Consider the following 13,598-nt stretch of genomic DNA (forward strand, 5'->3'; position numbering starts at 1 on the left):
ACCGCTCCAGGTACCTTTACTGAGATATGGCGACTTTGAACCGCGCACTGACCGAAAAGGTTTCGTGGGTAGTTACGACGTTACAATCTTTGGGGTCGGTGGCGTGTTCTTCTACCACCGACCCTTGCAGGGTACCTTCCACGACGGTTTTTCCGTCCTGCTTGTATAGCTTGGAAATAGTCACGCTGCCCGATTCCGTTTGGGGATTTCCGCAAATTGTAAAGTTCGATTTGCCCTGTACCTTTCCGCCTTTCATTCCCGCCGCCACGCCGGTTTCGCCCGCCACAAAAGCCGCCGTGCCTTCACCCGTCAGATGAACCCGTGCGTACAGATTCCCCATTTCGGCGGGTTTGGCCAGGTCAATCATCGACAGCACAAATTGTCCGCCCGAGAAGATCGCCGTGGCCTACACGTCATCAAAGGTAGTTCCTTTAACAGTAAAGCTATTTTCCCGCATCACGCTGATGTTACTGACGAGCATAAACTGCGCCTTGCTGGGCAACGCTAGCGTTACGCTCACCGCTACCGGATTTTGCTCTGGTATTCTAGCAGGGGCAAAGTACTCGATCACCGCCTCTTTGCCGCTGGCATCGTAGCCCAGATATCCGTTGGGGTTGGCTGGGTTGAGCAGGTCCGACCACTTACTATTGCCATTCAGGCTGATTTCCTTGATCAGCGCGTTTTTGGTGGCCTTTACCGAAAGTTCGGCCAACAGCGGCAGGTCATCGACGTTCGTGCTCGTGAGCATATCCGGGAGCTCAGCCGCCTGCGTGACTCGCAGCTTGAGGCTTTGGCCCGGCCCCACGACTCCCGCTTCGGGTGTCATGTGAAAGAGGGTGATGATGGACCACCAGCTGAAGTGATCGAGCTTACCGGTGATGGTACGGGTAGCGGGGTCTACTTTCACGAAGCGCTCCATCACCCAGATCCCCTGCGCATTCTGCGACGCCAACGCCATGGCCTGCGGGGTGGTACCCAACAGCTCGTTGGCTTCGTAATGGTAGGTGAACGTCACGGGCTTGGCAAATTTGGTCCCGTCGGGGCCAAACTCGTAGCCAATGCCCAGGCCGTTGATGGCCTTGTTCTCGACGGGCTGTATCGTAACGGGCGTGTCGGTGGTCAGAGCACCCGCCGGGAAGGTGAGTGTCAGTTTGCCGTCGGGGGTGCTGAGGTACCCGCCGGCCGCGCCGATGATTTTGGTGGTGACGGCCCCGATGGGCTTACCTACTTCGGTGGGGGTACCACCGCCGGTACCGGGGCTAGGTTCTACGTTGGGGCCGGGTTGGTGGCAGGCCAGCAGGCCCAGGAAGAGCAGGGGTAAAAGGCGAAAAATCGTTTTCATGGGGAGATTGGTTTAGTGCCGCCGGAGCGGACATTCATGGCTAGTTTCGCCACAAACTTAAGCCGCCGTCCCGCCCCACTTCAAGCTCCTCTTGCGCCAACTGACGAATCGCTGCCGCCGATTGTTCACCCCTCCCCGCGAATTGAAGTACCCCCGGCGGCGGACCAGTACCCCGGCGGCAAACCCAGGTACCTGCCCACCAGCGGGGGTACTTTTCATGGCTAATAAATCCGGGTGGCATCCGGGGCTGGTTGCCCAGGTACTTCTAGCGGTTACGTATTGGCGGTGGTGGGGCATTTGAAAAACGTCAGCCCATCATTTGCACAAATGCCTAATAGAATTATAAATGTTGAATTTACAACTGTCAGCCCCACTATTGCCAATACGATGTTAGCGGTTCGTTGTTCTTATTGGGTATTTCATACATTTAATTTTTGTCAATAAGCTAGGATGTCTTTATTTTTTGTTTCAACCTTTCTATATGGATTGTCAATAAATTGTTGTGTCATTTCATAGAAATCTTTACCTCCAACCATGTGAAAACGATTTTTAAATAGAAATGGCTGGGCATTAGGCATATAATGCTTTATCATTGACATATAAATCGGGTTACAAGCTTGGTCCATTTCGCCATCACCTATTAACACTGGCTTGTCAGAATAGAATGGTTGTTTTGTTTTTGGACTCACAGGTGGCACTTTCCAACAATCACAAATAGATTTATAAACATCATTTATATGATAGTTTTTCATATAAGGATACAACGTATGAAATTGACTAATTACATCTTCATTATTATAATTAGCCTGGTCTGCACAATATACTGATATTCTCATCCCATCTGGTGCAGGATTCTTATTGAAAATATTATCAATTTTTTTTCTTGCATAAAGGCTATGGTTCCCTTTGATAATTTCTGTGATGATAAATGGAATTTGGGGGTTCGAAAGTTCACTTACAATAAAATCCAATATTTCATTTTTTGTATACTCAATATTCAAGGTGTCTGTTGTTCCTTTTTCAACATACTTTATATAAAACTTTTTGTCAATAATTGATGTAAAATACTGGTTGAAATTTTCTTTCAAATTTCCATACAACTCTTTGTTAATTGAATCATTCTCTACCCGTTTGAAAATAACATTTAAGGCTTGGAGAAAATTTGCAGGCTCGTCTTCATCAATAGCTACAAATGTAGGAAGGGGAGAATCTAAAACCAACGACCGTATTTTAGAAGCATCCTTTTGTAAAACAGCAAGCATCAAACCACCACTGTAAGAACCACCAAAAAGATTGACAGAGTCAATCTTTAAAATGTCCAATAAATCATGAATATCAGAAACGGTTTCATCTGTATTATATCCTGAAAGGTCTATACCAGCCTTTTCCAAACTTTTTTTATATTGTTTTACCCCAACAATTGCCATACTGTCTTTGGGTAAATTTTTTCTATATGACTCTCTCATTGCAATATCCAAGTCAAACCTTCTTAAATAAGGTATAGCATATTTAGTCCCCCGTTGCTCAAAAGCAATACAATCCCTATCTAGAATAAGTGTACTTTTCGTAATCCCATTTGCCCAACCAAGAGAACTAATTCCTGGCCCTCCTGCTGTAAAAAAAACAGGGTCTGTCTTTTTATTTGAATTTTTACTTTTTACGATAACAAATGGAAGTTTGACGGTTTTTGAATTTGTCTTTTTTCTGTTTTCAGGGACTATTAAATAACCACATTCGGTTTTAAAGCCTTTATCTATGTTGTTCTGAAATATAGTGTCTGATTTTAGAGAAGGAGGAGCAATTGCTAAATAATTAGGGTCCAATTTAAAATTACAATCGCAGGTTTCTATTCTTGGCACATCTTGTTTCTGACCTATACCAGTTAAGCTAATTCCAAAAATTAGATACAAGGTAAGATGAATATTAAAAAAGTATTTCAAACTGTTTGTTGTCATTTGCTTATATTTATTTGATAATATTTTACCTGTTTGGTTTAAATTCTGTGTGCAGAATATTTGTCAGTCTTGCAAACTTGTTTGGTGTCGTTTTACAATGACCGCTAACGGCTCGCTTTCCGCACGTAGATATTGCCCTGCATGCTTTTCATCATGATCTCCGGCCCGCCGCCGTTGATCTTCCCGTTCACCCAGCTTTCTACGGCTACGCGGTACATGCCCGACTGGCTGGTGCGGGTGGCCTGGGGCTGGCTTTTGTCGATCGTCATGTCAAAATCACTGAAGATGTCACCCCGGTCCGACTTCATTTTTACGCTGGCTTTGGCCGTAGCCGGAAAGGTGACGTCGATGGGGCCATTGAGCGTAGAAAAAGCCATCGGGGCGGTGCTGTTCAGCTCGCGGAAGACGGCCTTGATGGGCCCGTTGATGGTATTGGCCACCGCCGAGCCGCCCACGTTGGTGAGCTCGATGGGCCCGTTGACGTTATTGAGTTCAAAATCCCCGCTTACGTTTTCGACGCTCAAAGTACCCCCATTGACCGTGCTGAGCTTCAGCGAAAACCGTTGAGGTACTTTGATGGTCAAATGCACCGGTCTCGTAAAGCTGTTGGACTCAATCTTAACCCGGTTTCCTTTTTCCTCAGCCGACAAGTCCAGGCCCGCGTTGGGGGTAATGCGCCTCATGCCACCGGCCGGTTCATTGGCCGGTTTATTCTTTTCTTTATTGGTTTCGGCACCAGCCACCGCCTCAATCATGACCTCCTTGCCGTTGTATCCCTGCACCTGAATGGAGCCATTCACCAGGCCTACTTCCAGGGTACCGGGCTTGCCGGGATCCGACAGGGGGACGGTCAATTGTTCTTTCACTTCTTGCTGGGCAACGAGCGGCGTTACTCCGGACAGGAGCAGGAGGAGGATCAGGGTACTTATGCTTTTCATGGTACGTCTTGTTTACAGGTTTTGGCTAACTAAAAATTTCAGGATTGTTTTTTGATGTATACGTTGCCGTTGAAGGTCTCGAAACGGAGCGTTTTGCCGCCGTTCCCGATGCGCACGGCGGTCGTTTTGTTGAGTTTGTATACCGTTTTATCGCCCCGCTTTTCCTTGTTTTTAACTACCTGAGCGGGCAAAGTTTCGGCCTGAGGGAAGTCGGTGTAAAATTCGCCCTGGAAACTCTTGAACTGGAGGTCGGCCGAAAGGCTGGCGGGGTAGCTCACCTTGATGTCGCCGTTGAGGGTGTAATACGCCGACGCGTCGGCGGGGGTACTGGCGTAGGTAGCTTCCAGGTTGCCGTTGATGGTGTGTGCGTCGGTCAGGCCGGAGGCATTGGTGAGTCCAATGGCCCCATTGATATTGCGCACCCGCAAACTCCCCGATACATCCTTCACCGTGACGTCGCCCCGGTTGATCGTCGAGACGTTCAGGTTCATGGCGCGGGGTACTTTGACCGTAAAATCGACGGTAAAATCATATTCGAGCTTATCGCGGCCCCAGTCCCGGCGCTCGCGGGAAGGCCGCGAGTCGTAGGGTTCGGCCAGGTAGGCAAAGATCGTGTCGCCCCGTTGCTCAAAGCCCAGCTTGAACTCCTGCTTACCCTTATCCAGCCCCAGCTGGTCTTTGGCGGTGAGTTGTTTGTGTGCTTCCAGCGAAACGGTACTGCCCGAAGTACCCTCCACCCGGATGAACCCGTTGATGTTGTAGATCACCAGCGTACTGGCCCCGGCGGTACCGACCAGGGTAAATTCCTGCCTGACGCGCTCGCTGAATTTCTGATTTTGTGCTTCTGAATGGGTACAGCCAAGTACCAGCCCCCCGAGGAGGGCCCATAATTGTTTTTTCATGGCAAGTAGTTGGGGGTTAGATGGGTAGGTAAGGTCAGGATAGCTCCCGGATCGTTTGCGCCAGTTTGGCCTTCACCAGGTCGTTGGTATCTTCGCGCCGCAGCAGTTGCCGCAGGGGCTTGATGGACTTCCGCTCCTGCAACTGCACCATGACATCCGCCAGGGCCACCTGCACCAGGGGCGACTCCTGCCGCGTCAGCGCCTGGACCAGCCCTTCGCGCACCCGGGCGTCGCCGGCCAGCTCAACCAGCGCTTCCAGCGTCACCAGGCGCACGTTCACGTTCGGGTCGTTGTTCAGGGTGGTGAGCAGGGCGTCGATGATGCGCCCGTCTACGTCGGTAATGTCTTTGGTAAAGCTCACCGCCCGTAGCCGCTCCGTGGCCGAGGGGTTTTCCAGCAGGGAGAGCATCATCATCTGGCGCATCTCCACGACCTGGGCCGAGAGCGTGTCGATCTGCTGCTTGTAGGCCAGCGGAGGCATTTGCCAATACTGCAACCCGTAGCCCGCGGCTACTCCTACCGCTACCAGCAGCAGGCTGTACGCCAGGCGCAGGGCCGCCTGGGGCTTCCACCAGGGTAGCAGCCGGTGGACCAGGGCCGTCCAGCGGCTACGCTGACGCGCCGTTTCTTCCGCTTTGAACGTACCCAGCATGGCATAAAACTGCGTCCGTACTTCGGGGCGCATCTCCGGAGTTGGGATGTTCTCCAGCCGTTGCCACAGCTGGCGCGTGGCGTTCAGTTCCTGCCGACAGTCCGGGCACCCGGCCAGGTGATCGTCCAGCACGGCCCTTTCGGCGGCCGGGAGCTGTTCGTTCAGCCATTCGGGCAGTTGTTCCTTCACATTCTCGCAGTTCATGTCGTTGGGGTTACTGTTCAATACTAAAAAAAAACTTTTTCAACTCCTGCATGGCCCGGTGTACCCGTACTTTCACGGCCCCTTCGGTGGTACCCAGCACGCGGGCTATTTCTTCGTATTTCAGCTCCTGAAACCGGCTAAGTACCAGTACTTCGCGGTAGTCGGGGCTTAGGCTGGCGAGTGCTTCCCGCAGGGCGGCTAGTTCCTGCTCTTTATGCAGGGCTTCGTCGGCCGCCAGTCCTCCCGCAATTTTTTCGGCGTAGTTGGCCAGGTCGTACTGCTGCGCGCTTCGTTTGTGCTTCTGTCTGAAGTCGGCCAGTACATTGCGGGCCAGGTGGTACATCCAGGCACGAAACGAACCCTCGCCCGTAAAGGTATGCCGGTACTTGAGCATCCGGTAAAACACCGTCTGCACCATGTCTTCACTCCCATCGGGCTGGCCACTCATGTGGTACAGGAAGCCGAACAGCTCGCGGTGGTATCGCTCGAAGAGCAAGCCCATTTTGTCCAGGTCGCCCTCTCTGACTTTGAGCATCAGGGCATTGTCCATGAGTGAGTCCAAGCGAATACGATGGGGTTTTTGAGGATTTTGACGTGAAAACCGGGGACAACGGAGAAGGTTACAGAAAAAGTTTTTTTTATTTCAAAAGGAAGCCCCGATCCCAAAAGCTCAAAAACGAGAAACCCTACCGGAAGCCCAGTAGGGTTTAACATTACTATACACACACTATCATTTAATAGCTACCGAAGTAACTACGCAAAAACCTACTGCAATTACCTTACCAAAAAGCCGTCGGTTTTATTGCCAGGCAAAAAAATCCGGCACGCTACCTCGCCTCCTGAAAACAAGCGCAACGTAGCCTTGGGAGATCAAAAGTAAACGGCGCGTATTAAATTTAGTTTCAGGGCGTGACCCTTCCTTCCGGCTTCCGTCATAAGCTCGGAGTATTCCAAATACAACGTAACGTTACAAAACTTCCAGAAGATCATCCGCTAACTTTTACCGGTTAGCGGTTTTTTTTCACTACCCCCTAAAAATAGGGGTATACCTACGTTTAGCCGTACCTTATTTTTGCAACAGCTGTTTACTTAATTGCGCTTTCCTACATAACTCTACACCCAAAAAAACAGCCTGGTCACATCCGCGACCAGGCTGTTTGACATATATCCACACCATTAAAGGGGGCAAGATAATATTTCCTTTTTAATTTGCAAATACACTTTTAAAAAGATTTATGTAGCGGTGGAGAAATGGTATTTCGGGCTTCTAGCCCAAGGCTACGTCCAGGCTCATCATGACCACAAATCCGCCCATAAAACCCAGGCTGGCGATGTCCGTGTTTCGATCCTGCTGGGTTTCGGGGATCACTTCTTCCACCACCACGAAGAGCATGGCCCCCGCGGCAAAGGCCAGGGCGTAGGGCAGTACCGGCGTAAAGAAGGAAACCGCCAGTGCCCCCACCACGCCGGCAATGGGCTCTACCAGGGCCGAGGCTTGCCCGTACAGAAAGCTCCGGCTCCGGCTCATGCCCATTCGTCGCAAAGGCATAGAAACGGCGATCCCTTCCGGGAAGTTTTGCAGCCCGATGCCAATGGCTAAAATGGTAGCCCCCGCAATGCTGGCCTCGGGCACGCCGGCCGCTACCCCGCCAAATAACACCCCTACCGCCAGCCCCTCCGGAATGTTGTGCAGCGTGATGGCCAGCACCAGCAGGGTGGTCCTTTGCCAGGGCGATTTGATGCCTTCGGCTTCCTTGAAATTGATGTGTACGTGCGGAAGTACCTTATCCAGGCCAAAGAGAAATAGCGAACCCGCCAAAAAACCAACGACCGACGGAAGTACCTTGACAAAACCCTCGCCGCTGCTCATGGCAATGGCCGGAGCCAGCAGGCTCCAGAAGCTGGCCGCCACCATCACCCCGCCCGTAAAGCCCAGCATGCCGTCCAGGGCGGCGCGGCTCATGTTTTTGAAAAGAAAAACCAGCGAGGAGCCCAGCGCCGTCAGGAACCAGGTGAATAAGGTGGCATAGAGCGCCGCCTGAACCGGATGAATGCTTTCCAGATAGTCTATGATCGACTCAAACATGCATGTTGAGGTTAAGCCCGCAATATACGGTCTGAATTCGCGCTTTCACTAGTTACCGGGCCCGCAGCAATACGTTTTTTTTTATTCTGCCCCTTTTCCCGGTTGATTCTTACGGTTCGGACTATACACAACCACGGGCTTCTTAACCGGCTTTACCGTGCGAAGGTACTCGTAGATGGCCCCCAGGTCCGATTCGGTCATGCCCGCGTAGAGCGTCCAGGGCATCACGGTATTGAACCCTTCGGGCGCGGCGGGTGGCACGAATACGGCGGAATCATAGGCCTTGAAACGCGCCACGAACGCCTGGCGGCTCCAGCTACCGAGGCCCGCGCTGGAATCGGGCGTGATGTTGGCGGAGCGCAAAGTACCCCCTTCCTTCGTCATGGCGGCCAGAGAAATGGACATTCCGCCCGCAAAAGGAGCCTTTTTCAGGAGCTTACCGGCCGTGCGGTTGGTGTGGCAGTCGGCGCAGCCCGCCAGCTGGGTCAGGTACCTGCCGTAGGCCAGGCCGGAGGTGGCGCCCGAATCGGGTGCGAGAGTCGCCCGGTGAGGGAGCAACCGCAAACCCAGCCGCAGGGGAAGGGGCACGCGGCTGGGAGGTACCTCCTGGGCTACGGGAGGCAAGGTACGCAGGTACACGATGATTGCCTCGGCATCGGACTGTCTGATGCGGTGGTAGTTGGCGTAGGGCATGAGCGGAAACAACGGCTTGCCCGTTTTCCCCACGCCCGCCGTAATGGCCACCAGCAACTCCTTATCCGACCAGCCCTTTAGCGCGTAGGGGGTGATGTTGCGGCCGTATACCCGGCCGGGAAGGCCGTAGTTTTTGCCGTACTCCTGCCCGCCGCCACCCCACGAGCCGGGGATGATCGGCCCGGCGAGCCGGGACCAGTCGCGCTGGGAGTGGCAGTCGACGCAGGCGGCTACGTGCTGGGTGAGGTACCTGCCCCGCTCCACCAACGCGGGCGTGGAGCGGACTTGGTAGTTGTCGTCCAGAGGCTGGCCGTTGGGCTGCTTTACCTGCGGACGCACACAATTGGCGAATACGACGCACGTATAAAGTACCAGGTTGATCATGTGTGCAGTACTGGAACGGGGTACTTTCATGGGCGGTGCACGGATTCTAAACGTGACTAATCAGACATCTTGGGCCTACTTCCACGTCTATGCCGCTCGGCCTTGGGGTCGTAGGTTATCAGCAAAAATGCAGTACCTTTTCAAAACCCAACACCTACCTCCGCGTCAGTTGCCGCTTTGCATTCTTTAATTGTCATTCTTTTCGGTTAAACCGTTTTTTCCAAACGCTACCAGCTCGCTTGGCGAAGTACCTCAAGGCGCAGGTTCGTCTTCCGCTACCAGCGAAGGCCACCGCAACGACAATAGAAATGCGGTGGCAGCCAATGTATTTTCAGAAAAAAAGAAACGCGTTGAAACGGCCGGTTATGGAAACTGTCGTTTGAAAAACGCCCAGGATTCCAGGTACACGTTGATGTCGCCGGGTTAGTTATGCTCCCCGCCAATGACCTTCAGCAGGGGTACTTCTGGCTTTCCGGACTGGTGGTAGAAGGTAGTACCCCTGCGGGGACTATTCTATTGAATCATCGAAAGATAGACGAAGAAGTAACTCGTTTAAGTCTGCCCGGCCCTGACATAACGTATCGCAATGCCGAGGGCTCAGCGCGGCGGAAACGTAATTTAAACAATCATACTCCTTTTTTCTCCTCGATCCGCCGGTACAAGGTCCGGGCAAAAGGAGCATACTCAACAAAGGTGTCCGGTTTGGTCATATAATCGGTCGCTCCCAAAGCCAGGCATTGCTCCCTAAACGCCGGGGTCGAGGACGTAGAAGTAATGATAATCGGGATAGACGCGTAGATCGGATTGGCCTTCATGAATGCCAGAATATCGTAGCCGTTCTTACCGGGCATATTCAGATCTGATAAAATCACGTCGGGTAAAGTACGTTCAGGGTGCGTCAGCCACGCCAGGAGTTCATCCCCATTCTCCGCCTCCGCCAGGATATCAAACAAGCCCGCCTCGTGAAACCCTTCTTTCATGAAGAACCGCTCGTCTTCGTCATTTTCTACCAGAATGATTTTGTACTTTTTCATAAGGTTACTTGGTTCAAAGTACTTCGTGCAGGAAGTGTAAAATAAAAGGTGGTACCCTGGCCGGGTTCGGATTCAGGCCAAATGCGTCCGCCATGTCGGTCGACAATCTTCTTGCAAATGGCCAATCCAATTCCTGTACCCTCGTATTTTTGTTTGGTATGCAGCCGTCGGAAAATTTCAAAGATTTTGGTCAGATTTTCCTGGGCAATACCAATGCCATTGTCTTTTATGGCAACTTGAATCTGCCCCTCCGTTTGGGTACAGCCAATATGAATCCGCGGCGGCTGGGTGTCCATAAACTTCAGCGCGTTGCTCAGTAGGTTCTGTATTAACTGCACCAGTTGCACCGGATCTCCGGTGAGCACGTCCACTTCCGTTTCTACGCTAATTTCCGCCCCGCTGGACTCCAAAGCCGTTTTTAGGTTTTGCATGGCCTGTTGGACCAGCTCCTGGAAGGAAACGGTTTGGATGGCTAGCTCCTCTTTACCCAGCTGCGTATAGTGCAACAGATACTGAATCAATTCCCGCATCCGGTTCGCGGTAAGCAAGGCCTTCTGGATGTAACCCCATAAGGCCTCATCTGCCGTAGCGTCCAATTTCCGTTCAATGAGCGTCAAAAAGCTTTTAATGGTTCGAACGGGCTCCTGCAGATCATGGGAAACAATGGAGGTAAATTGTTCCAACTCCTGGTTTTTAAACGATAGCTCGGTGGTGATCCCCTCCAGTTCGCGGGTCAGGCGGCGGTAGCGATCGTGGCTGTCGCGCAGAGCTTTCTCGCCTGCTTTGCGTTCCGTCAGGTCGCGGGTTACTTTCGAGAACCCAATGAGTACTTGCTGGGTGTTGTACACGGCGGTGATCACCACCGTGGCCCAAAAACGGCTTCCATCGCGGCGAATCCTCCATCCTTCTTCTTCGTATTTGCCCTCGGTACTCGCAATCCTTAGTTCGGTTGGTGGTTTGCCCGCCTGAATATCTTCTTCGGGATAAAAAATAGAAAAGTACTTGCCGATGATCTCCTCGGCGCTATATCCTTTGATTCGCCGGGCGCCTTCGTTCCAGCTGATGATTTTGCCTTTTTCGTCCAGCATGAAGATCGCGTAGTCCGTCACCTGCTCTACCAGCAGGCGGTAACGTTCTTCACTTTGGCGCAAAATTTCTTCTCTCTCTTTGTATTCGGTTAGATCGCGGGTCACTTTTGAAAAGCCAATCAGCTGATTCTGCTCGTTGTAGAGAGCCGTGATTAGCTGGTGCGCCCAGAAAACCGAGCCGTTTTTTTTCACCCGCCAGCCTTCTCCCTCGTACTTTCCCGTCTCCTGAGCGTGTTTTAATTCTCTTTCGGGCTGCCGCTTTTCAAGTTCGGAAGATTGGTAAAAAACGGAAAAATTTTTTCCGATGATCTCCGGAGCGCTATACCCTTTAAGGCGCTGCCCGCCTTCATTCCAGGTCATGATGCGACCCTGCGGATCAAGCAAAAAAATGGCGTAATCCTTCATCCCTTCTACCAGTAGACGATAACGCATTTCTCGCTCCTGAGCCTCAAGCTCTCTTTTCTTTTTCTCCGAATTATCCCGTAGCAAAATACTGAAACCGGCCAGCAATTGGCGGGCATCGTACACCGGCCATAAGCTTAGCTCGCCCCAGAAGAGGGTGCCATCCTTTTTGATCTTCCAACTCTGGTCTATAAACGTCCCTTTTTTCTGAGCTTGACTCAATTCATACTCCCTTTTGAGGACATCCTGTCGGTCGGGGTACAAGAGAGAAAAATGTTGATTTAGCAGCTCCGGAGCGGTAAAACCCGTAAGGGTCATGGTAGCTTGATTGGCATAGGAAATATACCCGTCGGCATCCAGCAACAGTATTGCTTCACGAATACTTTGTAGCAGTAAGGGGTGGTCAATATCCATATAAATAGATTCTCCCCGGCTACCCGGTTGGAATAGACTACGAAAAACACCGCTAGATTAATGAAAACCGATGACAAAGATACAGGGATTTAAATAGAAAAGAAAGCTCCTTCTGGTGTAAACGTATAGGCAAACCGTACAAAAATATCGATTTGTCACCGTTATTCACAGATGGGTTAAGTGACTTATTGCTAAACCCTTCCGGGCAAGTCAGCTCAATCCAGCCAGGTACCTACCAGCAGCAGCCGGGCGGGCATGAAGTAGGTACTTTGGTAGCGGGCCGGATCGTCCACGACCGACCCGCGCTCGGCCAGGATGACGGCTTTGTCGGGGGGCTCAGGAGCCCTTGAAAACGTAACGGTATGTACCCCCTCCGGCAGCGAATCGAGCACGAAGAAGTTCATACGGTAGTAGGTACAGTACTTGTCGAAGCGCGGGATCAGCCGCGGTGGCTGGTCGTCGATTTGTATTTGTACATGCCCCGCCGTCGGGCCCAGCACATCGTAGAGGCCCAGGATAGTACCCCGAAACCGAACGGTGAGCGTGGCCGCCGGATCGTCCGTGCGCAGGAAATGCGCCACGCGGTGGCTCAGGGTTTTGGTGAGCGAGTCGGTGGCGGTGGCTACGTCGGTCCAGGTACCGGTGCGCTGGGCCCGCGCTGCGTCGGCCCACTGGGCCTGCTCCCAGTGATCGGCGCGGAGCGGCGGGGGTAGTTTGTGCTTCCCGGTCCGGCCCAGTCCCGGCATGGCCGCCAGGTACCTGGCCACTACCTCGGCGTAGATGGCGTGGCCTTCGGGCAGCGGGTGGGTACCGTCTTCGGTAAAGGTGATTTTGCCCGCCGGATGCTGCCCCTTGGGAGCCTGAAAAACGAGCGTCCCGGCTTTTTCTCTGGCAAGTACCTCCATGCCCAGGTGGATGGAAGGTACCTGGTAATGCCGCGCCACGCGCTCCATGGCCTGGATGGCCCGCGAGAAAGTACCCTGCGCCAGCTCTTCCCGCCCGTGGACATTGACCGTATACACCAGGCAAATATCCGCCCGCGGCAGCGCCCGCCAGGTTTGCCGCACGATGCCCTCCACCGCCCGCTCGATGGCCTCGGGCGCGAGGCCGTGGTCATTGACCGCAAACTCCACAAACACCAGGTCGGGACGGAAGCCAAGTACCTCGTCGCGGAGCCGGAACACGCCCAGGTTGGAGCCTGTGCCGCCCACGCCCGCGTTGCGGTGGGTGAGCTTGGCCTGCGGGTAGGCCGCTCGTAGCTTCGCCAGCGACTGCTCCCGCCAGCCCCCGCCCGCCTCGGTGATGCTTCCGCCCAAGTAGGCAATCCGGACGGAATCGCCTTGGCGCAGCTTCTGGAAAAAATTCGGCAGCCCCGCCCGCGGCTGGTATTCCTGCGCGCGGGAAAAGTCCTGGGCACTCAGGTACCCGTAGCTGAGCAGGAGGAAGAGGAGGAGTTTTTGCATGAGGCTGAGGGACTTATTTCGTTAAATTACCTTAATAGTGG

Annotated in this window: 13 protein-coding genes; all 13 read right to left on the reverse strand. The window is 52.8% G+C overall.

Annotated features, from left to right (window positions below):
- Positions 1-16 precede the first annotated feature (16 nt).
- The 13 genes from HNQ92_RS10590 to HNQ92_RS10650 all read right to left on the reverse strand — a co-directional run bounded on the left by HNQ92_RS10590 (position 17) and on the right by HNQ92_RS10650 (position 13,557).
- Positions 17-376, reverse strand: coding sequence for a hypothetical protein (locus HNQ92_RS10590; protein ID WP_184174000.1), 360 nt, complete (start codon positions 374-376; stop codon positions 17-19).
- Between the two features lie 30 nt (positions 377-406).
- The gene (locus tag HNQ92_RS10595; protein ID WP_184174001.1) at positions 407-1,342 is read right to left on the reverse strand and encodes a hypothetical protein; all 936 of its coding nucleotides are present in this window, start codon (positions 1,340-1,342) and stop codon (positions 407-409) included.
- Between the two features lie 57 nt (positions 1,343-1,399).
- Positions 1,400-1,561, reverse strand: a complete 162-nt coding sequence (locus HNQ92_RS10600; protein WP_184174002.1) for a hypothetical protein — start codon at positions 1,559-1,561, stop codon at positions 1,400-1,402.
- Between the two features lie 218 nt (positions 1,562-1,779).
- The gene (locus tag HNQ92_RS10605) at positions 1,780-3,297 is read right to left on the reverse strand and encodes an alpha/beta fold hydrolase (RefSeq protein ID WP_184174003.1); all 1,518 of its coding nucleotides are present in this window, start codon (positions 3,295-3,297) and stop codon (positions 1,780-1,782) included.
- 104 nt (positions 3,298-3,401) lie between these two features.
- Entirely contained in the window at positions 3,402-4,235 is an 834-nt protein-coding gene (locus HNQ92_RS10610) for a DUF4097 family beta strand repeat-containing protein (RefSeq protein ID WP_184174004.1), read from the reverse strand.
- Between the two features lie 38 nt (positions 4,236-4,273).
- Positions 4,274-5,137 carry a DUF4097 family beta strand repeat-containing protein gene (locus HNQ92_RS10615; RefSeq protein WP_184174005.1) on the reverse strand — a complete coding sequence of 288 codons (864 nt, stop codon included), beginning with the start codon at positions 5,135-5,137 and terminating at the stop codon, positions 4,274-4,276.
- Positions 5,138-5,171: 34 nt separating this feature from the next.
- The gene (locus HNQ92_RS10620; protein WP_184174006.1) at positions 5,172-5,993 is read right to left on the reverse strand and encodes a zf-HC2 domain-containing protein; all 822 of its coding nucleotides are present in this window, start codon (positions 5,991-5,993) and stop codon (positions 5,172-5,174) included.
- A 10-nt stretch (positions 5,994-6,003) separates the two neighbouring features.
- The gene (locus HNQ92_RS10625; RefSeq protein ID WP_184174621.1) at positions 6,004-6,528 is read right to left on the reverse strand and encodes an RNA polymerase sigma factor; all 525 of its coding nucleotides are present in this window, start codon (positions 6,526-6,528) and stop codon (positions 6,004-6,006) included.
- A gap of 732 nt (positions 6,529-7,260) precedes the next feature.
- On the reverse strand, positions 7,261-8,079 hold the full coding sequence (locus HNQ92_RS10630) for a ZIP family metal transporter (RefSeq protein WP_184174007.1): 819 nt from the start codon (positions 8,077-8,079) through the stop codon (positions 7,261-7,263).
- Positions 8,080-8,160: 81 nt separating this feature from the next.
- The gene (locus HNQ92_RS10635) at positions 8,161-9,186 is read right to left on the reverse strand and encodes a cytochrome C (protein WP_246439971.1); all 1,026 of its coding nucleotides are present in this window, start codon (positions 9,184-9,186) and stop codon (positions 8,161-8,163) included.
- A 596-nt stretch (positions 9,187-9,782) separates the two neighbouring features.
- The gene (locus tag HNQ92_RS10640) at positions 9,783-10,190 is read right to left on the reverse strand and encodes a response regulator (RefSeq protein ID WP_184174008.1); all 408 of its coding nucleotides are present in this window, start codon (positions 10,188-10,190) and stop codon (positions 9,783-9,785) included.
- A complete protein-coding gene (locus HNQ92_RS10645) occupies positions 10,187-12,094 on the reverse strand; it encodes a PAS domain S-box protein (RefSeq protein ID WP_184174009.1) in 1,908 nt (635 codons plus the stop codon). The genes HNQ92_RS10640 and HNQ92_RS10645 overlap by 4 nt, the downstream gene beginning before the upstream one ends.
- 215 nt (positions 12,095-12,309) lie before the next feature.
- Positions 12,310-13,557, reverse strand: a complete 1,248-nt coding sequence (locus tag HNQ92_RS10650) for an SGNH/GDSL hydrolase family protein (protein WP_184174010.1) — start codon at positions 13,555-13,557, stop codon at positions 12,310-12,312.
- Positions 13,558-13,598 lie beyond the last annotated feature (41 nt).

Origin of the sequence: Rhabdobacter roseus (genome assembly GCF_014202275.1) — a bacterium.
GTDB lineage: Bacteria > Bacteroidota > Bacteroidia > Cytophagales > Spirosomataceae > Rhabdobacter > Rhabdobacter roseus.